Origin of the sequence: Novosphingobium sp. AAP1, from assembly GCF_001295765.1 — a bacterium.
Taxonomy (GTDB): domain Bacteria; phylum Pseudomonadota; class Alphaproteobacteria; order Sphingomonadales; family Sphingomonadaceae; genus Novosphingobium; species Novosphingobium capsulatum.
In genome coordinates this window covers 739,360-765,174 of record NZ_LJHO01000001.1, presented here as the reverse complement: position 1 = coordinate 765,174, position 25,815 = coordinate 739,360, and the positions used below count along the sequence as shown (strand labels likewise).

The window sequence follows — 25,815 nt, the reverse complement described above, 5'->3', positions numbered from 1 at the left end:
TCATGCGCCCTGTCTGATCACGCGGCCTTCGCGCATACCGTGATTGATGTAGTGCCGCAGCGGGTGGATCTCCGCCCGTGCCACTTCAGGGTATATCGCAGTGTATTCGTTCGCGTCGAACAAGCCTTCCTGCCGAAGCCAGCGTTCGTGCCGTTTATGGGCAAAGTAGGTGGGCAGCAGCGTTCCGAGGCGGGCCTTGGCCGAACGGGAGTACCCCTTAGTCAAAACGGCTACAACTTGGCGTAGCCACTCAGCTCGTTCCTGCTCGCTGGCAATAGCTTGGTCACGTTCCTGCATCAGTCGGGTGAGCCGAGCAATTTCGCGGAAACGATCTTCCAGGCGCTGTTCGCATTGCGTCTTTTGGCTGGTAATCTGTTTGACCTCTTCGGCCAGTGCCGCGTGCAGAGATGTGGTGTCCGACGGTGGCGGCAGGCTAGTTGCTGCAACATGCTTCGCGCGCTCCAGGTCGGCTTCCAACCGCGCGATCTCGGCCATAAGCTGGGCGATAGCTTCGTCGCGTTCCAGCATGGCAGCGCTATGAGCCTCTTCCAAACTTTCCCGCTCACTCGCGAAATGCATACGGTCGACTTCGCGAGCAGCCGCTGCTTCCTGCTGCGCCGTCAACAACGTGTCACGCAGGACTTCGCTTTCGGCATGCAAGCGTGATTTCGTCGTCTCGATTTCTTCCGTAGCGCGCTGTGCAGCAATGCGAAGGTTGTCACATTCGATCTGAAGGGCTTCTGCCGCATGGCGCTGAGCCTCGGCTTCGTGACGGAGGCCAATTACCTCGTGGCGGAGGGCGTGCGCCTCCGCCTCCAGCTCAGCAGCCCTATTCTGGGCCGCACTGAGCAGGCGCATATCCTGGGTCTCGTCAGACGGGTTGATAGTTAGCGAAGTGCGCCAGTTGAGGGCGTTGGTTGAGGGAAATTTTAGATGCACAAAATCGCGGATCAGCGGATCCCCGCACGGACCGCGCCTGAAGACCGCGCAAAAATCATTCCAATGATCCGTCTCTCGCTCTGCGATAAAGCTTTCGATCAGCGTCAGCTCGAAACCTTGGCATCGTGCCCAGTCTTCCAGGGCCAGTCCGGAGTCTGGATAGAACCGCCAGCAATCACGGGGGTATCGATGGACTGTCCCATTAGACGGGGCGCTGATATAGATATGTCCGCCCGGTTTGGTCTTTCGGCACATTTCGAGGAACGTTCGCCAAAAAGCACTATCGTGCTCAAATACGGACGAAGCCATGACGAGATCAAAGTGTTCGTCCGGCACGTGCCAGTCGGCGGTTCCGGTGATGACGATGTCGACACCTTCGCCAGGCTCGAAGTCTAGCCCGACATATTCTGCATTACGTGGAGAGTGATCACGCAGCGACCCGTTCACGTTCAATGCGCCGATCTCAAGAATGCGCGCTGGAGCTGACGGCAGGTACGTGTCCATCACGAGGCCGCCAATACGATACGCGGTATCATGCATGGGTGATGCTCCTCGTTGGACGGAATTTCAGTGCGCGGGCAATTCCCCGATATTCAGCGCGGAATGGGCGGGAAACGTAGTTCCGATTTTTAGTCATGCAGAAGAGGCCAGGCTTTCGGCTATGTGTTTCGGTTGATCCGCGCGCGAACGTGCAGATGCGTACCCCAAAGGCATGCGTTTGGAAAACGTTCGCTCTCGGATCACTGTTTGCTGGCACACCCTGGGCACATATGGCGGCGAGTTGAAGGTCGGCGCGAAGTTACGGAGTGTGCCATCATGAAAAGTGCCATATCGGCTGGTCGCGTACCGGCGCCCGGGTGCTGGCAGGCAGCGATGGACTTCGCAGTGCGGTTAAACCTGAATGCTCCATAACCAGCAATGCAAATTCGGCCATTGTCGAAACTCGGGTTCTTTCGCGCAGTTTTTCGGGGACATATGCCTGCGCGTTCATGATGGCCGAGAGCTACCGAAACCTGCCGGCAAAGCCAACAAGAGATTTCCCGTAACAACGGTAGCTGAGCCGTTGCCGGGGCTGCTGATATTCGGTGAGAAATGGCACGAGCGAGCCTGCTGGTGACCTGCGAAGAGCGCTCGCCGCGCGTTTCTCTCATGCCGCGGCCCTTGCTTGCCTGGCGCAGAAAGAGCTGTATGCACTACGCGGATTGCCGCTGGCTATGTGCTTGAACTGTCTCGTGTGGTGCTCGTTTATGGGGTTCGCGGTACAGTGCAGGCGGTCGTGGTACTGCGCTGTGTCGAGGAAAATATGCAGGTAACGGATTTTGACATCCCAGGTTTGAAGTTGTTTGCGCCTCGCCACATCGGCGATGAGCGAGGTTATTTCGCAGAAACGTTCAGGGCCGATGTATTTTCTCAACATAGCTCATTAAATTTTGTTCAAGATAACGAATCTCTTAGCGCTAAGGCTGGAACAATTCGTGGTCTTCATTTCCAGAATGAACCTCATGTTCAAGGGAAGTTGGTAAGGTGTACCGCGGGTGCCTTGTTCGACGTAGCAGTCGATATCCGCGTCGGATCGCCAACCTTCGCCCAATGGGTTGGTGAGATATTAACGCCCGCCAATGGTAAGCAGCTATGGGTTCCTCCCGGTTTTGCGCATGGCTTCTGCTCGCTGGAGCCGAGCACGGTGATTTCCTACAAGGTGACCGGATACTACAACGCAGAGTGTGACAAGGGCTTGGCATGGGATGATCCGGCGATCGGTATTGCTTGGCCAGATATCGCTGATCCATCAACGCTTTCTGCCAAGGATCGGATTCAGCCCAGGCTTGCTGACCTCCCTGTCTATTTCCGTTCTTAACGCGACGCCCAATTGTAATAATATCCGTTTCGGAGCATTTTCTTCATGCGAGTCATCGTTACCGGCGGCGCCGGCTTCATCGGTTCTGCGCTTGTGCGTCACCTTGTGCTTGAAAAAGGCTATGATGTCCTCACGGTAGATGCATTGACGTATGCAGGATGCAAGCAATCACTCACCGCAGTAGAGGGCAAGACCAACCACCGGTTTCTGAAGGCTGACATTCGTGACAGTGCCGCCATGGCAGAGGCAATCGGTTCGTTCCGGCCGGATCGGATCATGCATCTGGCAGCAGAGAGCCACGTGGACCGCTCCATCACTGGCGCAGCCGATTTCATTCAGACCAATATGGTTGGTACGTTTGTGCTGTTGGAGGCAGCGCGCGGTTACTGGAACGGGCTGGATGCCCAAGCCAAGGCTGCCTTTCGTTTCCTGCATGTTTCCACGGACGAGGTCTATGGCTCGCTTGGCGCAGATGGGCTGTTTACCGAAAACACGCCCTACGATCCATCATCGCCGTATTCCGCTTCCAAGGCGGCCTCGGACCATCTCGCCAAGGCATGGCACCGGACATATGGGTTGCCGGTCGTGGTTTCGAACTGTTCGAATAACTATGGCCCTTACCACTTCCCCGAAAAGCTGATTCCTCTCACCATTCTCAATGCGTTGGAAGGCAAGGCTCTGCCGGTGTACGGCAAAGGTGACAACGTGCGTGACTGGCTGTACGTGGAGGATCATGCGCGCGCGCTTGACCTGATCGCCGAACGTGGCCGGCCGGGCGAAACCTACAACGTGGGTGGGCGCAATGAACGTCGCAATATCGATGTCGTGCGTCGAATCTGCTCGGTGCTTGATGTGTTGGTACCGACAGAGCAATCACGCGAAGGGTTGATTGCGTTCGTCACCGATCGCCCTGGCCATGACGCACGGTATGCGATCGACGCCACCAAGCTTGAAACCGAATTGGGTTGGCGTGCGCAAGAAACCTTTGATACCGGGATCGAAAAGACGGTGCGTTGGTATCTCGATAACATGTGGTGGTGGCAGCCATTGCGTGAGCGTTACGATGGGAAACGTCTGGGTCTGGATGGCAAAGTCGAGGTGCAATAATGAAAATTGCAGTGACCGGGCGGACGGGACAGGTCGCGACCAGCTTGATTGAGCGGGGCCGCGCTGCTGGCCATGAAATCGTCGCTTTGGGGCGTCCCGACCTGGATCTTGCAGTATCGGATTCAGTGCAGCGGGCACTCGACGCTGTCGCACCCGATGTCGTCGTATCTGCAGCGGCGTATACGGCGGTGGACAAAGCCGAAACCGAGCCCGACCTCGCCTATGCGGTAAATGCCAATGGAGCCAGCGCCGTAGCGAAAGCTGCGGCGACGCGTGACATTCCCATTATTCACCTGTCTACTGACTACGTTTTCGATGGCGCCTTGTCGCGTCCCTATGTCGAGAGTGATGCCACCGCTCCGACCGGAGTGTATGGCGCGTCCAAGTTGGCCGGCGAGCAAGCGGTACTTGCGCTGCATGCCAAGCAAGCGGCAGTGTTGCGTGTCGCTTGGGTGTACAGTCCGTTTGGCGGCAATTTCGTCAAAACCATGCTTCGACTGGCGGCCGATCGTGATGATGTTGCCGTAGTCGCCGATCAGATCGGAAATCCGACCAGCGCGCTCGACATTGCTGACGGTATTCTGGCGGTCGCCCGCAACCTTATGGTCAGCGCTGATCCTGCGTTACGAGGAATCTTTCATATGACCGCTCGCGGAGAGGCCAGCTGGGCCGATTTCGCCACCGCGATCTTTGCCGCATCGGCGCAACTTGGCGGTGTGAGGGCAGATGTCAGGCGCATTCCCACCAGCGATTATCCCACTCCGGCCAGACGGCCTGCCAATTCCCGCTTGGACAGCAGAAATATTGCCCAGGTTCATGGAGTCGTTCTGCCCCACTGGCGGGATGCGCTGGAGCCGGTTGTGACGCGCCTGCACGGCGGATGACTGGTTTCACGAAACTCGCGTAAGGATAACGATCGCAATGAAAGGCATTATTCTGGCCGGCGGCAGTGGCACCCGGCTCTATCCGATGACGCTGGCGACATCGAAACAGCTTATGTCGGTCTATGACAAGCCGATGATCTATTACCCGCTGAGTACGCTGATGCTCGCGGGAATTCGCGACATCCTGATCATTTCCACGCCGCGTGACCTGCCGGCGTTTCGCGCGTTGCTGGGTGACGGGGCCCAGTGGGGACTGCGCTTGGAATATGCCGAGCAGCCAAGCCCCGATGGACTGGCGCAGGCGTATGTCATCGGCGCAGACTTCATCGCGGGGGAGCCCTCTGCGTTGATTCTGGGGGACAACATCTTTTACGGTCACGGCTTGCCGGAATTGCTTGGTTCGGCCAGCTCGCGGAAGAGCGGCGCGACCGTGTTTGCCTATCACGTGACCGATCCGGAACGGTATGGCGTCGTGTCGTTCGACCAGTCGATGAAAGCGCAGTCGATTGAGGAGAAACCGGACAATCCCCGGTCCAACTGGGCGGTGACCGGCCTCTATTTCTATGACGCGCAGGTCGTCGATATCGCTGCGAACCTCAAACCGTCCGCGCGCGGCGAACTGGAAATCACCGACGTTAACCGCGTCTATCTGGAGCGTGGTGCGCTTTCCGTCGAGATCATGGGGCGTGGTTATGCCTGGCTCGATACCGGGACGCCAGACAGCTTGCTCGACGCGGCCGAATACGTGCGCATCCTGGAAAAGCGCCAGGGGTTCAAGATCGCCAGCCCCGAGGAAATCGCATTTCGCAATGGGTTTATCGACGCCGCAGGTCTTGAAAGGGCCATCGCCAAGCTGGGCAAATCTGATTATGGGCGCTACTTGCGCACAGTGCTGGCCGATTCCGATGTACGCTGATGGACGGGGCCGACCGTCTCCGTGCACTTAGGGGGCTTGGCGAGCGCGTTATATCTTACGGAAGTCGTTCATGAATTTCTATCGGTCACTCCTGTTGAGCACCACTTTGCTGTTGGGTGCTTGCGCAACGCTGCCGTCCAGTGGCCCTACCGGTAGCGAGGTGAGCAAGGGGGTGGCGCGCAACACCCAGCTGGGCGTGTCACTTGTGGAAGTGGACAGCGCCGCGGCAATTCCGCCGCTTCCTGCGGTGGCAACGTCGCGGCTAAGCGATCGGCCCGCGCCGCCTACCGACATGGTCGGCCCTGGCGATGTGCTGAGCGTGGCGATCTACGAGGCCGGTGTAACGCTATTTTCCGGCACGCCGGCGTTTGGCGGCGCGATGGCGACTGGCGTCGACACTGGCTCGCGCGCGCAGACGCTGCCGGAATTGCGCGTTGACGACTATGGCGACATCAATATCCCCTATGCCGGCAAACTGCGCGTGCTTGGCAAGACGCCAGCCGAAATCCAGGCCCAGATCCGCCAGGCCTTGCGTGGCTACTCGCAAAATCCGCAGGTGCTGGTCACGCGGCGGGAAGTGATCACCAATTCGGTCATCGTCGGCGGCGAAGTGGCCAAGCCCGGCAGGCTGGTGCTCAATACCAACCAGGAAACCCTATCGGACGTGGTTGCCCTGTCGGGCGGGTATAGGGGCAAGGCCAGCGATCTGGTTGTGCGGATCAAGCGCCGCGACGAAACGGCGGACTACCGCCTGAGCACCCTGCTGGAAAACCCGGCGCTCGATGTCAGGGCTTATCCCGGCGATCGCTACACCCTGATCTATGACCCGCTGTCGTTCTCGGTTCTGGGTGCGGCGGGGCGGATGGAGCAGATTCCGTTCGTCACGTCATCGATGACCTTGGCCCAGGCCGTGTCTGCCGCGGGCGGGCCAAATCCCAATCTGGGGGACCCCGCGGCCATCTTCGTGTTCCGCTATGTCGATGATCCCGATCACACCGGCCAGCGCAAGCCGGTGGTCTATCACATCAACATGATGAACCCCGGCAGCTACTTCCTGGCGCAGAACTTTGCCATGCATGACAAGGATGTGCTGTACTTCGGCAATGCGCGGGCCAACCAGCCGAGCAAGGTCATCCAGTTGATCAGCCAGCTGTTCTCGCCGGTGGTTGCCGTGACCAGTGCTGTTTCGGTTGTGAAGAACTGATCTTCCGGCAGGCCCCGGCTGGCGCAGGGGCCTGCGCGAATCAGGCCGCCTTGACGACCGTATCGATCGCGAGCAGCCGCTTCCACAGTTCCTCGAAATCAGCGAGGGGCAGGGCATTGGGGCCGTCTGACAGGGCCTTGTCCGGATCGGGGTGGGTTTCCATGAACACGCCCGCCACGCCGGCGGCCACGGCGGCGCGGGCGAGCAGGGGGACGAATTCGCGCTGGCCGCCCGAGCGCTCGCCCAGGCCGCCGGGCTGCTGGACCGAGTGGGTGGCGTCAAACACCACCGGGCAGCCGGTATCGGCCATGATCGCCAGGCCGCGCATGTCGGACACCAGGGTGTTGTAACCGAACGAGGTGCCGCGTTCGCACAGCAGGAAAGCATCGGGATCGTGCCCTGCGGCGCTGGCGGCATTGCGGGCCTTGTTGACCACCTGCTGCATGTCGGCCGGCGCCATGAACTGGGCCTTCTTGATGTTGACCGGCTTGCCGCTGGCCGCGACCGCGGCGATGAAATCGGTCTGCCGCGCGAGGAAGGCGGGCGTCTGCAAGACGTCGACCACGCTGGCGACTGGCGCTACCTGCGCCGCCTCGTGCACGTCGGTGATCACGGGAAGGCCGGTCTCGGCGCGGACCTTTTCGAGGATGCGCAATCCTTCGTCGATGCCGAGGCCCCGGAACGATTTGTCGGAACTGCGGTTTGCCTTATCGAACGAGGCTTTGAAAATGAGCAGCAGCCCCAGCCTGTCCGCCACCCCGGCAAGCGTTTCGGCGATGGAAAGCGTCATTTCCTCGCTTTCGATGACGCAGGGTCCCGCAAATGCGAATAGGGAAGACTGCGGTCGAATCGTATGGCCACAAAGGTGCATATGGGAGAGCTCGCCTGCCGAAAAATTGTGTAATTCACTGCCGGATCGGATGCAGTTTACACGGCCCGAACACAATAGTGATTTCACAACCCTTGGCGGGTATTGAAAATTCTGGCAACAGGTGGGTGATGATATGGCAGCCAATTCCCCCTGCGCACACCGCCATAGCGTGCACGCGAGACCTGCATTGAACGATATGCCCAACAAGCTGATCGACGTGCGCTATGCCGCATCTGCGTTGAAGACGATCGACATCGAACTGGACGCGCTGGAGACCTTGCGCGATGCCCTGCGCGCACCGCAGCTGCGCGAGGCGGTGGAGCAGGCGATCACGGCCCTGGCCACCACGCGTGGCCGCGTTGTCGTGACCGGCATGGGCAAGAGCGGGCATATCGCGCGCAAGATCGCCGCGACCATGCGCTCTACCGGCACTTCTGCGGTCTATCTCCATCCGGGCGAGGCGAGCCATGGTGACCTGGGCATGATCACGCCCGAGGATATCGTGCTGGCCATCACCTGGTCGGGCGAGACCAGCGAACTCAACGACATTTTCCACTACTGCAACCAGTATGGCGTCACGCTGATCGTGGCGACCTCGTTTCCCGACAGCACTGCGGGCCGGGCAGCCGATATCTGCCTGTCGATGCCCCCGGTGCGCGAGGCATGCCCCAACGAACTGGCGCCGACATCGTCCACCACCACGCAACTCGTGCTGGGCGATGCGCTGGCCGTCGCGCTGATCGAGGCGCGCGGCTTCACGCCTACCGATTTCCGTGTGTTCCACCCCGGCGGCAAGCTGGGTGCGCAACTGTGCGTGGTGAGCGACATCATGGGCACGGGAGAGGCGGTGCCGCGCGTGACCAGCGACGAATCGCTGAGCAACGCCACGCTGGAGATGAGCCGCAAGCGCTATGGCTGCACCGCGGTGGTCGATGCCGCAGGCCGGCTGATCGGCGCGTTTACCGATGGCGACCTGCGCCGCTGCATCGCGGCCTATGACCTCAGCGACCAAATCGGCCTGCACATGTCACCCAATCCGCTGCGGGTGGCGCCCGATACCCTGGCATCGGACGCGCTGCGCCTGCTCAACGACAATGCCGTGTCGGTGCTGTTTGTCGTCGAAGGCGAGATCTTGGTGGGCATTGTCCACATGCACGATATCGTCAGGGCCGGCGCCGCCTGATAAGCGGCAGGCATGTCTTCGTCTTCCTCTGCACTGATTGTCGTTCCCGCGCGCCACGGTTCGACGCGCCTGCCGGGCAAGCCCCTGCTGACCATCGCCGGCCGCACGCTGCTCGAACGCGTGCATGCCGTGGCCAGGGCTGCGGCAGAACGCGCCGGGAATTGCGCGGTGGTGGTTGCCACCGATGACGCGCGCATCGCGGCGCATGCCCAGGCGATCGGCGCGGCCGTGACGATGACCGACAGCGCGCTCGATTCGGGTTCCTCGCGCGCCTATGCCGCCGCCGCCGCCTGGCCGGATCGGCCTGACCTGGTGATCAACCTGCAGGGCGATGCGCCGTTCGTGCCGCCAGCGGTGGTGGCCGGGCTGATCGCCACATTGCGCGGCGGCGAAGCAGACGTGGCGACGCCGGTCTATCGGCTCGATTGGCAGCGGCTGGACCGCTTGCGCGCGCATAAGCAGACCGCGCCGTTCAGCGGCACGACCTGCATCCGCGACGCGCAGGGCCGCGCCTTGTGGTTTTCCAAGACGATCCTGCCGGCCATGCGCGATGAGGCCAAGCTGCGCGCCAGCGAGCCGCTGTCGCCGGTGTGGCAGCATCTCGGGCTCTATGGTTATCGCCTGGCGGCGCTGGAATGGTTTGCCCAGGCGCCGCAAAGCCCGACTGAGCGCCTGGAAGGCCTGGAACAGTTGCGCTTTCTCGAAGCCGGGCGGACGATCGCGACGATCGCGGTCGATCCGCCGCTTCATGCCATGTCGGGCATCGATACGCCGGCCGATCTGGCCCTGGCCGAGGCGGCGATTGCCCGGCTGGGCGATCCCTATCCACTGTGACCATGGGCAGCGACCTGCATGGGGCAGCCGCCCGTTTCGTAATCGTGCGCCATGGCAACACCTTTGCCCATGGCGAAGCGCCGCGCCGCATCGGCGCGCGCACCGACCTGCCGCTGACCCCGGCTGGCGAGGAACAGGCCGCGGCGCTCGGTCGCCACTTCGCCGCGCAAGGCTGGCACTTTGCCCGCGCGCTGGTTTCCCCCCTGGTGCGCACCCGCGCCACGGCGGCGGCGATCCTGGCCTGTCAGCCCAATGCGCCAGCCCTGGTGCCCGAACCGAGCGATTGGCTGAGCGAGATTGACCATGGACCGGATGAGAATCAGGGCGAGGAAGCCGTGATCGCGCGCATCGGCGCCGAGGCCCTGGCCGCCTGGGACGCGCATGGCGTGGCGCCGCGCGATTGGCAGGTCGATGCGGAAAGCCGCCTGGCAGCCTGGCACGCGTTCCTGGCCACGGCCACCGGCCCGGCACTGCTGGTAACCAGCAATGGCGCGGCGCGGTTTGCGCTGCTGGCGATCGGCGCGGTGGCTGATCGCCCGCTCAAGCTGGCGACGGGCGCCTATGGCGTGATCTGCCGCGATGCCGACGGCACGCTGCGGGTGGAAAGCTGGAACGTTCGGCCATGAGCGCAGCGCCCCTGTTGCGTGCGCCGCCCTTTCCCTGGGCAGACGCTGGCGTAAACGGCGAGAGCGTCTCGTCGCCTTCGGCTGCGGCCATAGAGGAAGCGCGGGCCTTGTTTGCCGATATCCGCACCGCGCGGGTGGGGGGCTGCTTCTGGGGTGTGCCGGTTGAAGCGCCGGGGCCGTGGCCCGTGGTCTTGCGCCCGCGCGATCGGGCAGAGATGGCGGCGCTGGCCGGCCGCGCGCCGGATCAGGCGTTGTGGCTTGTGGCCGATGAGGGCGCCGCGCTCGATCCATGGTCCGTGCTCGATCGGGCCGCGCGGCTTGTGGCACATGGTGACGACGAGTGGATCGCGCTGGCGCGGTGTGCCGGCGTGGCGGTGGACGTGCTTTCGCCTGGCCGCTTTGGCGCGCCGGGCGATGGAGACGCGGCGCTGGACCATCGGGCGGCGCTGACCCTCGCCAGCATGCGCTATCGCGATCCGTTCACCGGCCGGGAAGCCGGGCTGGCCGCAACCATCGACGTTCTGGCCACCTGGCGCGCGGCGCTCGACGGCAATCGCGCTATCGCCGTGGCCAGCGGCATGGCCTGGTGGAAGCGGGCAGAGATTCGCCGCTTCCTGTGGCATCCGGCGCGGCGGCTGCGCTTCTTCCGCAATCCGCGTCTTGCCCTGGCCCAGGCGCAGCGGGTCCAGGGCGCCGTGGCGATCTGGCCCTCGCGCGTTTCGCCGCAACTGATCGCGCGGGCGCGGCAGCGCGGCGTGCCGCTGGTGCGGGTGGAAGACGGCTTCGTCCGCTCGGTCGGATTGGGGGTAGACCTGGTGCCGCCTTCGTCGGTGGTGGTCGACGCGCAGGGCATCCATTTCGATCCGGCGGCGCCCAGTGACCTAGAAACGCTGCTGGCAACGGCCGCTTTTCCCCAGCGCCTGCTCGATCGCGCGCGCGCCCTGCGCGCCACGATCGTGGCCGCCGGGATCAGCAAGTATGCCGCCGATACCGCCGCCAGCGTGCAGGCCCGGGCCGCGCCAGGCCGCCGCCTGGTGCTGGTGCCGGGGCAGGTGGAAGACGATATGTCGGTCAAGGCTGGCGGGCATGGTCTTGCCTCCAATCTCGAGCTGGTGCGGCGCGCGCGCCAGGCAGAACCCGACGCCGAAATCTGGTTTCGGCCCCATCCCGATGTCGATGCCGGGCATCGCCGCGGCGCCGTGCCCGATGCGGCGATCCTGGCCCATGCGGATCGCGTGGTGCGCGGCGGCGGCATGGCGCCCTTGCTCGATGCGGTCGATGCCGTGCATGTTCTCACCTCGCTGGCCGGGTTCGAGGCGCTGATGCGCCGGCGCGCGGTGGTTTGCCATGGCACGCCGTTCTATGCCGGCTGGGGCCTGACGCGCGATCTGGCGCCGGTGCCCGATCGGCGCGGGCGGGCGCTGTCGCTCGATGCGCTGGTGGCGGGCGTGCTGATTCTCTATCCGCGCTATCTCGATCCGGTGACCGGCCTGCCATGCCCGCCCGAGGTTCTGGTCGATCGTATGGCCAGCGCCCGCGCCACCAACCGCCTGCGCTGGATCGCCCCCTTGCGCCGCATCCAGGGGCGGATCATGGCGGCCCTACGATGACCCAGATGATCCTCGACGTTTCCCGGCTCATTTCCCGGATGCACTATTCGACGCCATCGGGCGTCGATCGCGTGGAAATGGCCTATGTGCGCGGCCTGCTGGCGCGGTTCGGCCATGGGCTGGACTTTGCCGCCGTCCATCCCACCGGCCTCTATGGCCGCCTGCGTCGCGATGCGATCCTGCCCTATTTCGACGAGTTGGAACGCCGCTGGTCGCGCGAGGAAAACAGCCCGAACCGGCGCTCGGTCATTTCGAACCTGCCCCTGCTGTTCCAACTGCTGCCCCGGCGGGCGCGGGGCAGGGGGAGGCGCGCGGTCTATATCCAGGTTTCGCCGCACCATCTGGCCAAGACCGGCAAAATTCGCCGCATCCTGGCGCAGGAGAACGCGCAGTTCGCATGCCTGGTCCATGATCTCATTCCCATGGAATTTCCCGAATATGCCCGGCCCGATGGCGCCGCGCTGCACCAGCGTCGGATCGAGACGGTCACCAGCCTGGCCGATCTGGTGATCGTCAATTCAGCGGCGACCGGGCGCGCGATGCAGCCGTGGATCGCGCGGTCGGGCCGGTCGATCGCGATGGCGGTGGCGCTGCTCGGCACCGTGCCGATGGCGCCGGCGACGCCGTGGACGGGCGATGGCCGCCCCTATTTCGTCTGCCTGGGCACGATCGAGCCGCGCAAGAACCACCTGCTGCTGCTGCATGTCTGGCGGCATCTGGCCGAAACCTTGCCAGCTGACCGCGTGCCCAAGCTGGTGATCATCGGCCGGCGCGGCTGGGAAAATGAGCAGGTGGTCGATCTTCTGGAGCGGTGCCCGGCGCTCAAGGGCCATGTCGAGGAATGGAGCGGTTGCCCCGATCGCCAGCTATCGGCCGTGCTGCGTGGCGCGAAGGGGCTGCTGATGCCCTCGTTCGCCGAAGGCTATGGCATGCCGGTGGCCGAGGCACTGGCTGTAGGCACGCCCGCGCTGTGCAGCGATATCGCCGCCTTGCGCGAGGTGGGCGGGGCCGTGGCGGACTATCTCGATCCGTTGGACGGGCCGGCCTGGACCCGGGCTATCGTGGATTTTGCCGAAGATGGGCCGATGCGCCAGGCGCAACTGCGCCGCGTCCCTGGCTGGCACAATCCCACTTGGGACGAGCACCTCGATACCGTCGTCGCGGCACTGGCGCGGCTGCCGGGGTGACGCATGGCTAGTCTGCGCAACGGCAGCGGCGGTCTGATCTCTTGAAAATTCACACGAAGACACGAAGGCACGAAGAAGTGCCCTTTCATCCTTCCTTCGTGCCTTGGTGGCTTCGTGTGAATCTTGAAGCCGGTGCGAGACTTTGCCGCAGTGCGAGGCTTTAAGAACAAGCGGGACCCCGGATCACGTCCGGGGTGACGAAGAAAAGAAACGAATACATCTACTTATCGTCACCCCGGACATGATCCGGGGTCCCGCTCAATGCTTGGTGGCCTGGCGGTTGATTGCGCGGGTGATGTCCTTGACGAAGCGCGAGTGGCGCACCGCCTTGAGGAAGATGTTCTGGATGAGATTGCCGGTAAAGCGGCAGGGGCGCTTGATCTGGATCAGCAGGATATAGCGATCCTCGTCGGTCTCGTTCCACACCTCGTGGTTGAACATGTCATCGAACAGGAAGGATTGGCCGTCTTCCCAGTGGAGCACGTGCAGTCGCTCGCCCTCTTCGAGGTTCATGCGGCACTTCTCGCGCTCGCGCGGGGCCTTGAGCGCGAGGTGATAGGTCAGCATGCCCTTGGTCATGCCGAAATGGCGGGGAATGTGGCCGCCTGCCTCCATGACCGAGAAATTGGCCGTGACGAGGCCGGGAATCGCTTCGATCAGGCGGGCGGTGATCGGCGCGCGCGCGGCGTTGGCGGCCATGCGATAGCCATAGCCCTTCAAGAAGAACGTACGCCAGCGGCGGTCCTTGGCAATGCGGCCATGGTCGAACGACAGATCGCCAAGCGATGGGATGTCCTTGGCGCGAATCGCCAGGGCTTCGTCGCGAATGGCTTCCCAGTGCTGTTCAAGCTGCGCGATCCAGGGGAAGAATGCCTTGTCCTGCACCGCCGAATCCGGGATCAGCGAATTGCGCATGATCAGCGCATCGACCTTGGGCCGCAGCTCCTTGCCGATCTGGTAGGGCGACTTGCCCAGCAGCGGTATTTTCCAGCCGCGCGCGTTGACGGTCTGCTGCCACTGCGAAGGTTGGCGTTCACCTGCCATGTGCGTCACTTCAGCGAGTTGATCCTGGTGGCGAACACCCGATCCCAGAAGATCGCCGAGACGGCATAGTTGCCGTGCCCATCCACGAAGTGGTGGCGCATGTGGTGCCGCTTGAGCGCCATGGCGATGCGGCCGCGCATCGGCCACTGGTGGCAGGCATAGTGCAGCGTGTCATAAACCACGTAGCCGCTGATAAAGCCGAGGAACAGCCAGCTGCCCGCCGGTCCGATCGCCAGCCACGCGGCCAGCCACAACACGCCCGCCACCGGCAGGCTGGCCGGCAGCGGCATGAGATCGCGCAGCCCGTCGTTGGGATTGTCGTGGTGGTTGCCGTGGATCAGGAACACGAATCGCTGCACCGCCGCGACATTGACATGCCAGTGGAACAGGAAGCGGTGCATGGCATATTCGAACAACGTCCAGCCCAGCAGGCCGGCACCGATCAGACCCAGCGCGTGAAGCGGGCTGGCCGTGCCCCAGGCAACCCAGGCAATGCCGGGCAGAATCATCGCCCAGGCGAGAGCGAACGTGCGCCACGAAATCAGCGTCAGGCGCTCAAGGCCGTCACTGCGAAACAGCCTGATGCGCTGCGGTATGTTTTCGGAAGAAAGCATCTTGATGATGCTGGACATCATCGCCCATGCATTGTCAAGCATTGATGCTGCTAAATGCTACTTCGTTGCGACGACCGGAAGCCGTTACAAAAAGGACATAATACCGGTGGTTAATTACTCCAAATCGGTTTTAATTGTCGGGGCGTCGGGGGGATTGGGCACGGCCATCGCACAGCGTCTTGCCGGGCCCGATACCCTGCTTGTGCTGTGGGGCAGAGACCTTGCGCGCCTGCAAAATACTGCAACATTGTGCAGTGCAGCAGGAGCCGTAACGCTGACGCGTTCGCTGGACCTGCGCGATATTGCCGCCGCCCTGGCCGCGATCGCGGCAGACGATGCGGCCACGCCGTTCGACATGGTGGTCTTTGCCCAAGGGCGCGGTGACATTCGCGCCGCTGATGACCCTGTGGAGCAGCCTGGCCTGGTGACAGAGCTGGCCTTGGTTAATTTCACCGGCCCGGCCACGCTGGCTGCCGCGATGGGCCAGGCCATGGCAGCACGGGGCAAGGGGCGCATCGTCCTGATCGGTTCGGCCGCCGGGTTTCATTCCTTGCCCTTTGCCACGGCCTATGCCGGGACCAAGGCAGGCCTGGCGCGGTTTGCCGACGCACTGCGCCTGGCGCTGCGCGGCCATGGGGTCAGCGTCACGCTGGTATCACCGGGTTTCATCGATACGGCGGCCGGGCGCCAGGTGCCCGGTCCCAAGCCGATGCTGATGGCGCCCGACGTGGTTGCCGATCGCATCGTGCGCGCGGCCGAGCAGGGGCGCGCGCATCTCGTGCTGCCCTGGCCCTTCGTGGTGCTGCGCTGGTTGGATCGGCTGTTGCCACGCGCCTGGCGCGACCGGTTGCTGCTGTCGCTCGCGCCGCCGGCTTGAGTGCAAGGTGCGCTAGCGCGCGGGTTCGAGCATCATGTCGAGGATGGTGTGGTGCAGGCCGGCAGGCGTCAGGTCTGCCGCAGTGTCATCGCCGCGCATCGGCTGCCCTGCATCGTCGAACCGCATGATGACAAAGGGCGTGTGGCGCTTGCCCGCCGGCGTGGTGGCGCCGGGAATGCTGGGGCAGTGATCGCCGAAGAACACCAGCGCCGCCGGCTTTCCGCGTTGCCTTGCCAGTGCGGCAAGGCCATCGGCCAGGCGCGCCAGCATGGCATCGCTGTTGCGCACCAGGCGCAGATAGCCCGGCACCAGTTCTTCCTGGCCATCGCCTGCCCAGGGGCCATGGTTCTCGATCGTCACGGCATAGAGCAACGTCGGCGCGCTGGCCGCCTTGAGCGTGGCCAGGATCACATCGGCCATGGCGGCATCGGTCACATAGCGGCCCTGATCCGGCGCGGGCGGGGCGAAATGCGTTTCTCCCACCAGGCGGGCAAAGCCGCCGGCGGGCATGATGCGGTCGCGCCCGTAAAAGCGCATGTCGTGCGGGTGCAGAAACGCGCTGTCCCAGCCGGCCGCGCGCAGCCGTGCCGGCAAGGCCCACGATCCTTCGCCGTGTGCGGTGAGGAATGGATCGAAGCGGCGAAAACCCAGTTCGGCCTCTTCCCGCCCGAACAGCACGCCATATTCGGTGCGCATGGTATAGGCGCCAAAGCCGCTGACATGCAGGCGGCCGTGCTGCCAGGCCAGGCCGCGCGCCGCGTCGAGCCCGGGCAGCGCCAGCGTGGCATCGTCAAACAGGTCGGCCGGATCGGCAAAGCTTTCGCACTGGATCACCACCACCAGTTCGGGCGCGTCGTCGCGCGCCGGGCGGCCTGACGCGGGGCAAGGCGGCGGATCGCGCGTGTCGCGCCAGCGCCGCCAATAGAGCAGCAGCACGGGCACCAGGCCATGGCGGGCCACATCGTCATGCGGGTCGGGGGTGGCGGCGAGGGCCCGGAACGCCGGGCTGCCCCGCAGGATAGCGAGCATGCCGATCGCGCCCAGGGCAAGGGCAAGGCCGGCAAGATGCATCACCCCGTCGGCCCGGAACAGCAGGCAGAGCAGGGCGACCAGCGCGAGCGCGACCAGGCTGGCCACCGCGCGCTGCCACGGCGCCACGGCGGAGAGATAGAACTGCGGATGGCGAAACACCGCGCCGATCAGGGCAAGATCGGAAAACAGCAGCGGTTCGCCCAGCATGGTGTTCTTGGCGTTGGAGGCAACGGTGAACAGGGCGCCCAGCCCAAGGCTGAGCGCGCAGGCCACCAGGGGATTGCCGCAAAGCGCCAGGATCGCCCCGAACACGCCAAGCAGCACGCCGGCATTGATCGCCAGCCCGGGCACGCTGCGCAGGCCATGGCGCGGCCGCGGATGGACCAGCGCATCGAGCGCAGCGCCGCCGCAGACCAGCGCCAGCGCTGCGACAACAACCTGAAATATATGACTGTGCAACGTCACGCCTGTTCCATATCCGCGGCGTCACGGACTTACCCGGCTGCGCCGGCGCGGCTCATAGCCGGGGCGGCGCCGGCTGTCATCCACCACGCCGGGACGAATCGATCCGGTGTGGCGGCGGGAACTTGTGGTTGGCCATTCGCGCGGGTAACGCTTCGGGCAGAAGACCGGGGCGGGCGGCGAAGATGGCCGTGCCGCCGCGGCGGTCATCGGCGCGCCGGGTCTTCTCGACGGAGTATCGCTTTCGAATGCAAGAGTTGCCCATTGCGCCCGACACGGTCCGGGCTGCCGATACCACGCCCGATCACGACGGGGCGCCGCGCACGATCCTGCTGCTGCAAGGCCTGATGGGGCCGCTGTTCCACGAACTGGGCAAGGCCCTGCTGCGCGCCGGGCACACCGTGCACAAGATCAACTTCAACGGCGGCGATCGGCTGTTCTGGCGCCTGCCTAACGGCGTGGACTATCGCGATTCGCTGGAGCGCTGGCCGGCGTTCTTTGCGCAGTTCCTGGCCGAGAAGGGCATTACCGACGTGGTGCTGTTCGGCGATTGCCGCGATCATCACCGCCCTGCCACCGGCATCTGCAAGGAGCGCGGCGTACCGGTCCACGTGTTCGAGGAAGGCTACGTGCGGCCCGATTGGGTCACGCTGGAACTGGGCGGGGTGAACGGCAATTCCCGGCTGCCGAGCGACCCGGCGTGGTATCGCGCCACTGCTGCCACGCTGCCGCCGGTGCCGCCCCATGCCCAGGTGCCATCCTCGTTCCGCCGCCGTGCGGCCGAGGGGCTGCTCTACAACTGCGCCGACGTGTTCACGCGGTGGCACTATCCGCATTGGACCAATCATCGCCCGTGGCATCCGCTGGTCGAGGCGATGGGCTGGTGGCGCAAGCTGTCGCGCCGTAAGCTGCGCCAGCGCGAGGCCGATGCCCTGTTGCACCGCCTGGAAACAGCGGGAGAGCGCTATTTCCTGTTTCCGCTGCAACTCGATTCCGACGCGCAGATCCGCCTGCATTCCCCGTTTGCCGGCATTGCCGACGCGCTGCGGTTGATCCTCGAATCCTTTGCCGCCAACGCCCCGGCCGATGTGCGGCTGGTGGTCAAGGAGCATCCGCTCGACAATGGGGTGCGCGATTGGCAGCAGGAAACCGCCGATCTGGCGCGCCTGTTCGGCGTGGCTGACCGGGTCGATTACCTGAGCATGGGCGATATCGTGCCGGTGACCCGCAGGGCGCTGGGCGTGGTGACCATCAACAGCACGAGCGGCACCCTGGCCCTGGCCGAGGGCATCCCCGTCGTGGCGCTGGGCCACGCGGTCTATGACATGCCCGATATCACCTATCAGGACGGCCTCGACGCGTTCTGGACCAACCCGGTGCCGCCCGACGCCACCACGTTCGCCGCGTTTCGCCGCGTGCTGATCGAGCGCTGCCTGATTCCGGGCGGGTTCTTTTCTGCGCCGGCGCTGCAAAAGGTGGTGCGCCACGCCGTAGCCCGGTTGGAGCGTCGACCGATCGCGCCGGAATAAGCCCCGGATTAAGCCGATGCGTTCCGTGCAAGTGACGCATGGGGAAAGCAGGGCGGGCTGCCCGCTGTCCTGTCCAAGCTGCACGACGCGGTGATCTGCCCATCGCTTCGCCGCTGTTAACGATCATCATGGCGGTGAAGCGGGCAAAAAAAAGGCCGATCTTGCGACCGGCCTTGGAAAGTTTGGGAGAGGATGCCTGAAAGGCCCGCTCTAGATGGGCCAGATCGCCGGGGCTGACAAATGCGAATAACGGCGTTGCAGTTGCATTTCGCGCAATTATCATATTTATAGACAATGTTTGCGGGGCTTGGGTTCTGGCAGCAAATTCCGCTAGAGTGCGCAAGGCGATGGAAGGGAGTGCTTGAGCCATGACCGAAAGCCTGGCCTGGCCCAGCCTGCGGCAGTTGCGCTGCCTGGTTGCCTTGGCCGATTGCGGCAATTTCACCCGGGGCGCGGCGGCGATGGGTGTATCGCAGCCCTCGTTCTCGCAACAGATCCACTTGCTGGAAGGGTTGCTGGGCGGCGCCGTGGCCGAACGGGGCGGGCGCATGGTGCTGACGCCGCTGGGCCGCGAGGCGGTGGCGGCGGCGCGGCGCGTGCTGACCGAGGCCGAAGGCTTTGCCGATCTCGCCCGGCGCCATCGCCAGGGCGAACTGGCCGGCACGCTGCGCCTGGGCGTATCGCCCACGCTCGGGCCCTATATCCTGCCGCAACTGGTGGCGCGGCTGCACGCCACGCATCCCGATCTCAAGGTGCACGTGCGCGAAGGATTGCCCGATGCCCTGCTCGACCATCTGGGCGATGGGCGCCATGATACCGTGCTGGTGCAACTGCCCGTCACCGACGCGCGCTTTCATATCGAGCGGCTGTTTCGTGAACCGATGTTTCTGGCGATGGCGGCCGACGATCCCATGGCGGCGGTGCGCGTGGTGCGGCCCGAGCATCTCGCCGGGCGCGGTCTCTTGACCATGCAACCCGAATACCGGCTGAGCCAACAGGTGGCAGCCCTGGCCGAACGCTGCGGCGCGCAGGTCTTGCGCGATTACGAGGGAACCAGCCTCGATGCGGTGCGGCAGATGGCCGGAATGGGCATGGGGCTGGCCCTTTTGCCCGAACTCTATGTGCGCCAGGAAATCGCCGAGGGCGGTGACGTGGTGGTGCGCCCCTTTGCCGGCGGGCGTCCCTATCGCGAGATCGGGCTGATCTGGCGCATCGGCGCGGGTCGGTCGGGCGACCTCATGCTCCTCGCCGAGACATTGCGGAGCATTGCCCAGCGATAGGAAAAACCTATCGGATCGATAGGTGACCACCGTATTGGCGGATCACGCGGCGATCGTCATCTTGATGGGCACACCTTTAGCCCGCCAAGGAAAGCCGCCCGTTCATGGACGCCCGCGACCATACCGCCGCCCATTCGCCACACCATCACGGCGCCCACCATAGCCACCGTCCCACCATGCGCGATCTGCGCCGCTGGGCCAGCCTGGTCATGGCGCCCGACAAGGCTTTCATCCGCCTGGCGCTGGTGTTCGGCGCGGCGATCTCACTCTTGTCGCTGGCCACGCCGATCTCGGTGCAGCTGCTGATCAATGCGGTGGCCAACATCGCACTGCCCGCGCCGCTGTTCACGCTGGCCCTGGTGCTCTTTGCGCTGCTGCTGCTGGCAGGCGCGCTGATGGCGCTGCGCGTGGCGGTGATGGCGCGGTTCGAGCAGCGCTTCTTTGCCCGGCTGATGGCGGAGATCACCACGCGCGCGATCCACGCGCAGAACCCGTTCTTCGTCGATGCCCGGCACGGCGATCTGTTCAACCGCTTCTTCGACATGGGCACGGTGCAAAAGGCCTTGACCAGCCTGGTCATCGGCGGGTTTGCCATCGTGCTGCAAAGCCTGGTCGGGCTGGTGGTGACGAGTTTCTATCACCCGTTCTTCCTGGCTTTCAACGTGGTGCTGGTCCTGGTCGTGCTGGTGATCTGGCGCGCGTGGTTGCTGCCTTCGCTCGACAGCGCCGTGGCCAAGAGCCACGCCAAGCATGCCGCCGCGCACTGGCTGGAAAGCCTGGGCGCCTCCAACGGGTTCTACAAATCCGGCCGCCACATCAGCTTTGCGATCGACCGCAGCGAGGCGATGACGGCCACTTATGTGGCCGCGCACCGCCGCCATTTCCGCCACACCTTCAGCCAGACGCTGTGCCTCTTGCTGCTCTATGCCCTGGCCAGCGCGGGTCTGCTCGCGATGGGTGGCTGGCTGATCCTGCAGGGCGAACTGTCGGTGGGGCAGCTGGTTGCCGCCGAGCTGATCCTGTCGGGCGTGTTCTATGGCATTGCCCAGCTCGGCGGCTATCTCGAGGTGTTCTACGACTTGGCTGCGGGGCTGGAAGAACTCGCTCTGTTCTGGGACGTGCCGCAGGAAGCGCCGCCGGCGGCCGATGCCATCGGCCCCGCCCACGGCGCGATTCGCTTCCAGGGCGTGGTCCTGGGCAATCATCGCCTCGACTTTGCCATCGACAGCGGCGAGCACGTCGGCGTGCTGGCCGCGCCTGGGGTGGAGCGCAGTGTCGCCACCCTGCTCAAGCGGCTGGCCACGCCCGAGCGCGGGCTGGTGCGCGTGGGCGGGGCAGACCTGGGCAGTTTCGACATGGTGCGCCTGCGGGCCGATGTGATCGTGCTCGATCGGCCGACGATCGTGGAAATGACCGTGCGCGATTATCTGCGTTTATCAGGATCAGGGCGTGCCGATACGCAGTGGCAGGGCGGGGCGATGCTCGATGCCCTAGCGCTGGTCGGGCTGGAAGAGCGTGTCAGCGCTTTGCCCCAGGGCCTCGATACCATGCTGTCGAGTTCGGGCTGGCCGCTGGCGGTAGGGGAAACCATGCTGCTCAAGCTGGCTGGCGCAATCCTCGCCAGCCCGCGCGTGCTGATGCTCTCTCCGCTCTACGACATGCTCGACCCGGCGCGCCTGTCGCGTGTGCTGAACGCGTTGCGACCGCAAGGCACCACTGTGCTGCACTTTACCGACCGGCCGGGCGGGCCAGCCCACGATGCCTGGCTGCGCCTGGGCGAAACCGCGCAACAGCGCAGCGCCGAACGCCCCGCTTTTGAACCCGTTGTCCCGCCCACTGCCGGCAAGGAGGATTGAGCCATGGCGAGCCATGCCCAAGACATGACGCGCTTTTCCACGCTGGCCAGCCTGCGCGCCCCGCGCACGGCGGTGGCGGTGGCCTGGATGATCGGCATTGCCATTCCGCTGGTGGTGCTGGGCCTGCTGTTCGTGCCCTGGGTGCAGACTGCGCCCGGCACCGGGCAGATCGTCGCGCTCGATCCGGCAGACCGGGTGCAGCAGGTGACTGCGCTGGTGCCCGGCCGGGTCGAGCGCTGGTATGTGACCGATGGGCAAAGCGTGAAAGCCGGCGACCCGATCGCGCGGGTGGTGGACAACGATCCCGGCCTGCTCGAACGCCTGGCAGCCGAGCGCGCGCAGGTGCTGGCGCAGATCACCGCCAGCGAACAGGCCATGGCCGTGGCGCGCATCGACGTTGGCCGCTCTGCCCAGTTGCTGGCCGATGGCCTGGCCGCGCGGCGCGATTTTGAAAACGCGCAGATCAAGGTGGCCGAACATGGCGCCAAGCTGGCCGAGGCGCGCGCCAAGCTCAGCCGCGTCGACATTGCCCGCACGCGCCAGTCGGCCCAACTGGTGCGCGCGCCGCGCGATGGGCGCATCCAGTCGCTCAATACGGCGGCCGGTGCCACGCTGGTAAGCGCGGGTGATTGGCTGGCCACGGTGGCGCCGGAAAGCGCAGTGCGCGTGGTGGAACTGATGGTCGATGGCCGCGACGTGGCGCTGGTGCGGCGCGGCCAGCCGGTGCGGCTGCATTTCGAAGGCTGGCCGGCGATCCAGTTCAGCGGCTGGCCCTCGGTGGCGCAGGGCATGTTCGATGGGCGCGTGCGCAGCATCGATCCTTCGGCCCAGGCCAGCGGCCTGTTCCGCGTGCTGGTGGAACCGATGCCGGGCAAGCCGGCCTGGCCCGGCAACCAGTTCACCCGCCTGGGTTCGCGCGTGCGCGGCTGGATCCAGATGGAAACCGTCTCGGTCGGTTATGAACTGTGGCGCCAGCTCAACGATTTCCCGCTGGAATTCCAGCGCCCGGTGGAAACCGGCCCGCGCAAGGGCGCCGGCAAAGGCCTGGCCGACAAGGACGCGGCCAAGAAGGCCAAGCCCGCCAAAGATAGCACCAAGGACGGCGGGGAGGAAGAAAAGTGATCCGCACACTGCTCGCTGTTGCCGCTCTGCTGTGCAGCCAGGCGGCCTGGGCCGGCGAACTCACCCTCGATACCGTGCTGCGCGCCTCGGCCCGGCATCAGCCGCTGGTGCTGGAAGCCATGGCCCGCCAGCGCGCGGCCGATGCGCGCACGCTGGCTGCGCAAGGCCTGTTCGACATGGTCTTCGATGCCGAAGTGCAGGCGCGCCCGCTGGGCTATTACGACAATGCCCTGGCCGAGGCGAAGCTGACCCGGCCGTTCGCTACCAATGGTGGCCAGGTCTATGGCGGCTATCGCGTGTCGAGCGGGCGCTTTGCCGTCTATGACGGCAAGAACGTGACCAATGCTCTAGGCGAAGCGCGCGCCGGCGCCGTGTTTTCCCTGCTGCGCGATCGGCTGGTGGATGAACGCCGCACCAAGCTGGCGCAGGCGCAGGCCGATGCTGAGATCGCCGGGCTGGACCAGGCGATGGTGATGATCGGCGTGCAGCGCCGCGCGGCCGATGCCTATCAGCAGTGGGTGGCGGCCGGTCTGCGCATGCGCACATATCGCGATCTGCTGGCCCTGGCGCGCGAACGCCAGGCCTCGATCGAGCGGCAGGTGACGCTGGGCGCGCGCCCGGCAGTGCTGGCAGTGGAAAACCGCCAGAACATCGTGCGCCGCGAAGCGCTGCTGGTGCGCGCGGAACAGGATCTGGCCGTAGCGGCACAGGCGCTGTCGCTGTTCTGGCGCGATGATCTGGGCCAGCCGGTGGTGGCGCAGCCGGAAGACCTACCCGCGGCCTTTCCCGAAGGCGTCGCGCCGCGCCTGGCGGATACCGCCACGGTCCTGGCTGGGCGGCCCGATCTGCAGATCCTGCTGAACCGGGCGGAGCAGGCGCGGTTGCGCGGTGACCTGGCCGGCAACGATCTGCTCCCCCGGCTCGATCTGCGGGTCGAGGCGGCCAAGGATTTCGGCAGCGGCAGCCCCACGCGCGTGCCGGGCGAGGTGATGTTCGGGGTGCGCCTGTCGATGCCGCTGGAACAGCGCGCCGCGCGCGGCCGCCTGGCCGAGGCACAGGCCGATGCGGATGCCCTCACGCACCGCCTGCGCCTGGCCGAGCAGCAGATCACCGCCGATCTTGCCAGCCTGCGTGTGCAGGTCAGCGGGGCGGAGCGCCTGGCCACGCTGGCCGGCGACGAGGCAGGCCTGGCCCGCCGCATGGCCGAAGCCGAACGCCGCCGCTTTGCCCTGGGCGCGAGCGATTTCCTGCCGGTGAACCTGCGCGAGGAAGCCGCCGCCGACGCACAACTGCGCCAGATCGACGCCCAATACCGCCACGCCGCTGCCCGTGCCGAACTCGCCGCCAGCCTGATGGACAGCGCCAGCCTGGGCTTGGATTGAACGGTTGCTCGGCTTTCCACCGAATAGCGGTAGCTTCAAGGCCTGGGTCCACTATGATCGGCCCAATGGCATATCGATGGCGATCGTGTCACGGATCGCAGAGTGTGGGGCCGATCGTGCGGGTGCGGGCAATCGATCTCAGCGTCGGGTATTTCGGGCTGCAGATCGCGTTCGGTATCCAGAGCGCCAGCCTGAGCCGGGTTTTCCAGGGTCTGGGCGCGTCGGTCGATCAACTGGCCATCCTGTGGTTGGCCGGGCCAGTGACCGGGTTGCTGGTGCAGCCGGTGGTTGGCGCGCTGAGCGATCGGGCGCCCACGCGGTTCGGGCGGCGGCGGCCCTATATCCTGCTGTCGGCGCTGGTGGTGATCGCGGCACTGGCCGCCTTGCCGCTGGCGGCATCGCTGGTGGTGGCGGTGGCGGCGGTGTGGATGCTCGAAGCGGCGATGAACGCGCTGCATGCGCCCTATCGCGCGCTGGTGGCCGACACATTGCCGCCCGACGAACACGCACGCGGCTATGCGATGCAGACCGTTTTCATCGGGCTGGGCGCGCTGGCGGGCGCCTGCGCACCGATCCTGCTGGCCTGGGGCGGCTGGTCCAATGTTGCGCTGCCGGGCCAGACCGCACCCTCGATCCGGGTGGCGTTCGTTGCCGCTGCAATCGCCGTGGCGCTGTCGGTGGGCTGGACTGTGGCGCGGGTGCAGGAACCCCCGGGCAGTGGCGCGGGGGATGACAAAGCGGCGGCCACGATGGGCCGCAAAGCGGAAGTCGCCGCGCTGTGGCATGCGCTGCGGCCCGTGGCGGTGATCCAGTTTTTCAGCTGGTTCGGGCTCTATCTGCTGTGGGTCTATGCCACGCCGGTGGTCGCCGCGCAGCTTTATGGTGCCACGTCGCCATTCGACGCGGCCTATGGCAAAGGGGCAGACTTCGTGGGCGTGCTGTTCGGCACCTACAACGGCGTTGCCGGGGTGTTTGCCTTCCTGCTGCCCAGGCTGTTCCGCCGCTTTGGCGTCACCCGTGTGCATGCCGCGGCGCTGGCGCTGGGGGCAGCGGGGCTGAGTGGTTTGGCGTTGCTCACCCATCCTGCCGGGCTGATCGGTTGCGCGGTCCTGATCGGCATCGCCTATGCCTCGATCCTCAGCGCGCCGTTCGTGCTGGCTGGGCGGGCGGTATCAAGTGCGACGGCGGGCATGTTCATCGGGGTGATGAACATCTTCATCGTGGTGCCGCAGCTGTTTGCCGGGGTGAGCATGGGCTGGGTCATCGCGCATCTGCTCGGCGGAATGGCCTGGCCGGTGCTGCCCCTGGCCGGAGGGCTGATGGCCGCTGGTGCGCTGCTGAGCCTGTGTCTGTCAGGCATGGACGAGCGCGATGCCACAGCGTAGTGCAAGCTAATGC

The 25,815-nt window shown here is 65.1% G+C and carries 22 protein-coding genes; 17 read left to right on the top strand and 5 right to left on the bottom strand.

The genetic code is table 11. The features are described 5' to 3' along the window. Positions 1 to 1,479, bottom strand: coding sequence for a methyltransferase domain-containing protein (locus tag IP65_RS03410; protein ID WP_054130748.1), 1,479 nt, complete (start codon positions 1,477 to 1,479; stop codon positions 1 to 3). Between the two features lie 763 nt (positions 1,480 to 2,242). On the opposite strand from IP65_RS03410, the gene rfbC reads away from it, so the two are divergent. From rfbC to IP65_RS03390, 5 genes are all read left to right on the top strand, one after another. Continuing rightward, a complete protein-coding gene (gene rfbC, locus IP65_RS20755) occupies positions 2,243 to 2,797 on the top strand; it encodes a dTDP-4-dehydrorhamnose 3,5-epimerase (protein WP_082349768.1) in 555 nt (184 codons plus the stop codon). Between the two features lie 45 nt (positions 2,798 to 2,842). Next, complete coding sequence (gene rfbB / locus IP65_RS03405; protein ID WP_054130747.1) at positions 2,843 to 3,904, top strand: dTDP-glucose 4,6-dehydratase; 1,062 nt, start codon at positions 2,843 to 2,845, stop codon at positions 3,902 to 3,904. After that, entirely contained in the window at positions 3,904 to 4,788 is an 885-nt protein-coding gene (gene rfbD, locus IP65_RS03400; RefSeq protein ID WP_054130746.1) for a dTDP-4-dehydrorhamnose reductase, read from the top strand. The genes rfbB and rfbD overlap by 1 nt, the downstream gene beginning before the upstream one ends. A gap of 37 nt (positions 4,789 to 4,825) precedes the next feature. After that, on the top strand, positions 4,826 to 5,704 hold the full coding sequence (gene rfbA / locus IP65_RS03395; RefSeq protein WP_054130745.1) for a glucose-1-phosphate thymidylyltransferase RfbA: 879 nt from the start codon (positions 4,826 to 4,828) through the stop codon (positions 5,702 to 5,704). Between the two features lie 160 nt (positions 5,705 to 5,864). Continuing rightward, positions 5,865 to 6,908 (top strand): polysaccharide biosynthesis/export family protein, encoded by a 1,044-nt coding sequence (locus IP65_RS03390; protein ID WP_369801219.1) that lies wholly within the window; start codon positions 5,865 to 5,867, stop codon positions 6,906 to 6,908. 40 nt (positions 6,909 to 6,948) lie between these two features. On the opposite strand, the gene kdsA is transcribed toward IP65_RS03390, so the two are convergent. After that, the gene (gene kdsA, locus IP65_RS03385; protein ID WP_054130743.1) at positions 6,949 to 7,779 is read right to left on the bottom strand and encodes a 3-deoxy-8-phosphooctulonate synthase; all 831 of its coding nucleotides are present in this window, start codon (positions 7,777 to 7,779) and stop codon (positions 6,949 to 6,951) included. A gap of 196 nt (positions 7,780 to 7,975) precedes the next feature. Between kdsA and IP65_RS03380 the strand changes: the two genes are divergently transcribed. From IP65_RS03380 to IP65_RS03360, 5 genes are read left to right on the top strand one after another with little or no spacing between them, the layout of a single operon-like run. Further along, entirely contained in the window at positions 7,976 to 8,962 is a 987-nt protein-coding gene (locus IP65_RS03380) for an SIS domain-containing protein (RefSeq protein ID WP_054130742.1), read from the top strand. Positions 8,963 to 8,974: 12 nt separating this feature from the next. Further along, positions 8,975 to 9,796, top strand: coding sequence for a 3-deoxy-manno-octulosonate cytidylyltransferase (gene kdsB, locus IP65_RS03375; protein ID WP_054130741.1), 822 nt, complete (start codon positions 8,975 to 8,977; stop codon positions 9,794 to 9,796). A gap of 2 nt (positions 9,797 to 9,798) precedes the next feature. Then, positions 9,799 to 10,422: a histidine phosphatase family protein gene (locus IP65_RS03370; RefSeq protein ID WP_054130740.1), complete on the top strand. Its 624-nt coding sequence runs from the start codon at positions 9,799 to 9,801 to the stop codon at positions 10,420 to 10,422. Then, positions 10,419 to 12,032, top strand: a complete 1,614-nt coding sequence (locus IP65_RS03365; RefSeq protein WP_054130739.1) for a capsule biosynthesis protein — start codon at positions 10,419 to 10,421, stop codon at positions 12,030 to 12,032. Before IP65_RS03370 ends, IP65_RS03365 begins: the two co-directional genes overlap by 4 nt. Next, positions 12,029 to 13,219 (top strand): glycosyltransferase family 1 protein, encoded by a 1,191-nt coding sequence (locus tag IP65_RS03360; RefSeq protein ID WP_054130738.1) that lies wholly within the window; start codon positions 12,029 to 12,031, stop codon positions 13,217 to 13,219. The genes IP65_RS03365 and IP65_RS03360 overlap by 4 nt, the downstream gene beginning before the upstream one ends. A gap of 258 nt (positions 13,220 to 13,477) precedes the next feature. On the opposite strand, the gene IP65_RS03355 is transcribed toward IP65_RS03360, so the two are convergent. Both IP65_RS03355 and IP65_RS03350 read right to left on the bottom strand, forming a co-directional pair. Then, entirely contained in the window at positions 13,478 to 14,263 is a 786-nt protein-coding gene (locus tag IP65_RS03355) for an aspartyl/asparaginyl beta-hydroxylase domain-containing protein (protein ID WP_054130737.1), read from the bottom strand. A gap of 5 nt (positions 14,264 to 14,268) precedes the next feature. Then, positions 14,269 to 14,877 (bottom strand): sterol desaturase family protein, encoded by a 609-nt coding sequence (locus IP65_RS03350; protein ID WP_054130918.1) that lies wholly within the window; start codon positions 14,875 to 14,877, stop codon positions 14,269 to 14,271. 106 nt (positions 14,878 to 14,983) lie between these two features. Here IP65_RS03350 and IP65_RS03345 point away from each other — a divergent pair, with 106 nt between their 5' ends. Beyond that, positions 14,984 to 15,754, top strand: coding sequence for an SDR family oxidoreductase (locus tag IP65_RS03345; RefSeq protein WP_054130736.1), 771 nt, complete (start codon positions 14,984 to 14,986; stop codon positions 15,752 to 15,754). Positions 15,755 to 15,766: 12 nt separating this feature from the next. Here the strand turns inward: IP65_RS03345 and IP65_RS03340 are convergent, their stop codons facing one another. Beyond that, positions 15,767 to 17,251, bottom strand: a complete 1,485-nt coding sequence (locus tag IP65_RS03340; protein WP_231627531.1) for an LTA synthase family protein — start codon at positions 17,249 to 17,251, stop codon at positions 15,767 to 15,769. A 245-nt stretch (positions 17,252 to 17,496) separates the two neighbouring features. On the opposite strand from IP65_RS03340, the gene IP65_RS03335 reads away from it, so the two are divergent. The 6 genes from IP65_RS03335 (at position 17,497) to IP65_RS03310 (ending at position 25,802) form a co-directional block, all read left to right on the top strand. Beyond that, entirely contained in the window at positions 17,497 to 18,777 is a 1,281-nt protein-coding gene (locus IP65_RS03335; RefSeq protein ID WP_197279201.1) for a capsular biosynthesis protein, read from the top strand. A 368-nt stretch (positions 18,778 to 19,145) separates the two neighbouring features. After that, positions 19,146 to 20,057 carry a hydrogen peroxide-inducible genes activator gene (locus tag IP65_RS03330; RefSeq protein ID WP_054130735.1) on the top strand — a complete coding sequence of 304 codons (912 nt, stop codon included), beginning with the start codon at positions 19,146 to 19,148 and terminating at the stop codon, positions 20,055 to 20,057. A gap of 176 nt (positions 20,058 to 20,233) precedes the next feature. Beyond that, complete coding sequence (locus IP65_RS03325; RefSeq protein ID WP_054130915.1) at positions 20,234 to 21,913, top strand: ABC transporter ATP-binding protein; 1,680 nt, start codon at positions 20,234 to 20,236, stop codon at positions 21,911 to 21,913. Positions 21,914 to 21,916: 3 nt separating this feature from the next. After that, entirely contained in the window at positions 21,917 to 23,035 is a 1,119-nt protein-coding gene (locus IP65_RS03320; protein ID WP_054130734.1) for an efflux RND transporter periplasmic adaptor subunit, read from the top strand. After that, complete coding sequence (locus IP65_RS03315) at positions 23,032 to 24,417, top strand: TolC family protein (RefSeq protein WP_054130733.1); 1,386 nt, start codon at positions 23,032 to 23,034, stop codon at positions 24,415 to 24,417. The genes IP65_RS03320 and IP65_RS03315 overlap by 4 nt, the downstream gene beginning before the upstream one ends. 104 nt (positions 24,418 to 24,521) lie before the next feature. Further along, complete coding sequence (locus tag IP65_RS03310) at positions 24,522 to 25,802, top strand: MFS transporter (protein ID WP_054130732.1); 1,281 nt, start codon at positions 24,522 to 24,524, stop codon at positions 25,800 to 25,802. Positions 25,803 to 25,815 lie beyond the last annotated feature (13 nt).

Excerpts from the sequence above, each read along its gene's own strand:
- IP65_RS03410 (WP_054130748.1), bottom strand. The coding sequence starts at position 1,479 with ATGCATGATACCGCGTATCGTATTGGCGGCCTCGTGATGGACACGTAC.
- rfbC (WP_082349768.1), top strand. The coding sequence starts at position 2,243 with ATGCAGGTAACGGATTTTGACATCCCAGGTTTGAAGTTGTTTGCGCCT.
- rfbB (WP_054130747.1), top strand. The coding sequence starts at position 2,843 with ATGCGAGTCATCGTTACCGGCGGCGCCGGCTTCATCGGTTCTGCGCTT.
- rfbD (WP_054130746.1), top strand. The coding sequence starts at position 3,904 with ATGAAAATTGCAGTGACCGGGCGGACGGGACAGGTCGCGACCAGCTTG.
- rfbA (WP_054130745.1), top strand. The coding sequence starts at position 4,826 with ATGAAAGGCATTATTCTGGCCGGCGGCAGTGGCACCCGGCTCTATCCG.
- kdsA (WP_054130743.1), bottom strand. The coding sequence starts at position 7,779 with ATGCACCTTTGTGGCCATACGATTCGACCGCAGTCTTCCCTATTCGCA.
- IP65_RS03380 (WP_054130742.1), top strand. The coding sequence starts at position 7,976 with ATGCCCAACAAGCTGATCGACGTGCGCTATGCCGCATCTGCGTTGAAG.
- kdsB (WP_054130741.1), top strand. The coding sequence starts at position 8,975 with ATGTCTTCGTCTTCCTCTGCACTGATTGTCGTTCCCGCGCGCCACGGT.
- IP65_RS03370 (WP_054130740.1), top strand. The coding sequence starts at position 9,799 with ATGGGCAGCGACCTGCATGGGGCAGCCGCCCGTTTCGTAATCGTGCGC.
- IP65_RS03365 (WP_054130739.1), top strand. The coding sequence starts at position 10,419 with ATGAGCGCAGCGCCCCTGTTGCGTGCGCCGCCCTTTCCCTGGGCAGAC.
- IP65_RS03360 (WP_054130738.1), top strand. The coding sequence starts at position 12,029 with ATGACCCAGATGATCCTCGACGTTTCCCGGCTCATTTCCCGGATGCAC.
- IP65_RS03355 (WP_054130737.1), bottom strand. The coding sequence starts at position 14,263 with ATGGCAGGTGAACGCCAACCTTCGCAGTGGCAGCAGACCGTCAACGCG.
- IP65_RS03350 (WP_054130918.1), bottom strand. The coding sequence starts at position 14,877 with ATGCTTTCTTCCGAAAACATACCGCAGCGCATCAGGCTGTTTCGCAGT.
- IP65_RS03335 (WP_197279201.1), top strand. The coding sequence starts at position 17,497 with ATGCAAGAGTTGCCCATTGCGCCCGACACGGTCCGGGCTGCCGATACC.
- IP65_RS03330 (WP_054130735.1), top strand. The coding sequence starts at position 19,146 with ATGACCGAAAGCCTGGCCTGGCCCAGCCTGCGGCAGTTGCGCTGCCTG.
- IP65_RS03325 (WP_054130915.1), top strand. The coding sequence starts at position 20,234 with ATGCGCGATCTGCGCCGCTGGGCCAGCCTGGTCATGGCGCCCGACAAG.
- IP65_RS03320 (WP_054130734.1), top strand. The coding sequence starts at position 21,917 with ATGGCGAGCCATGCCCAAGACATGACGCGCTTTTCCACGCTGGCCAGC.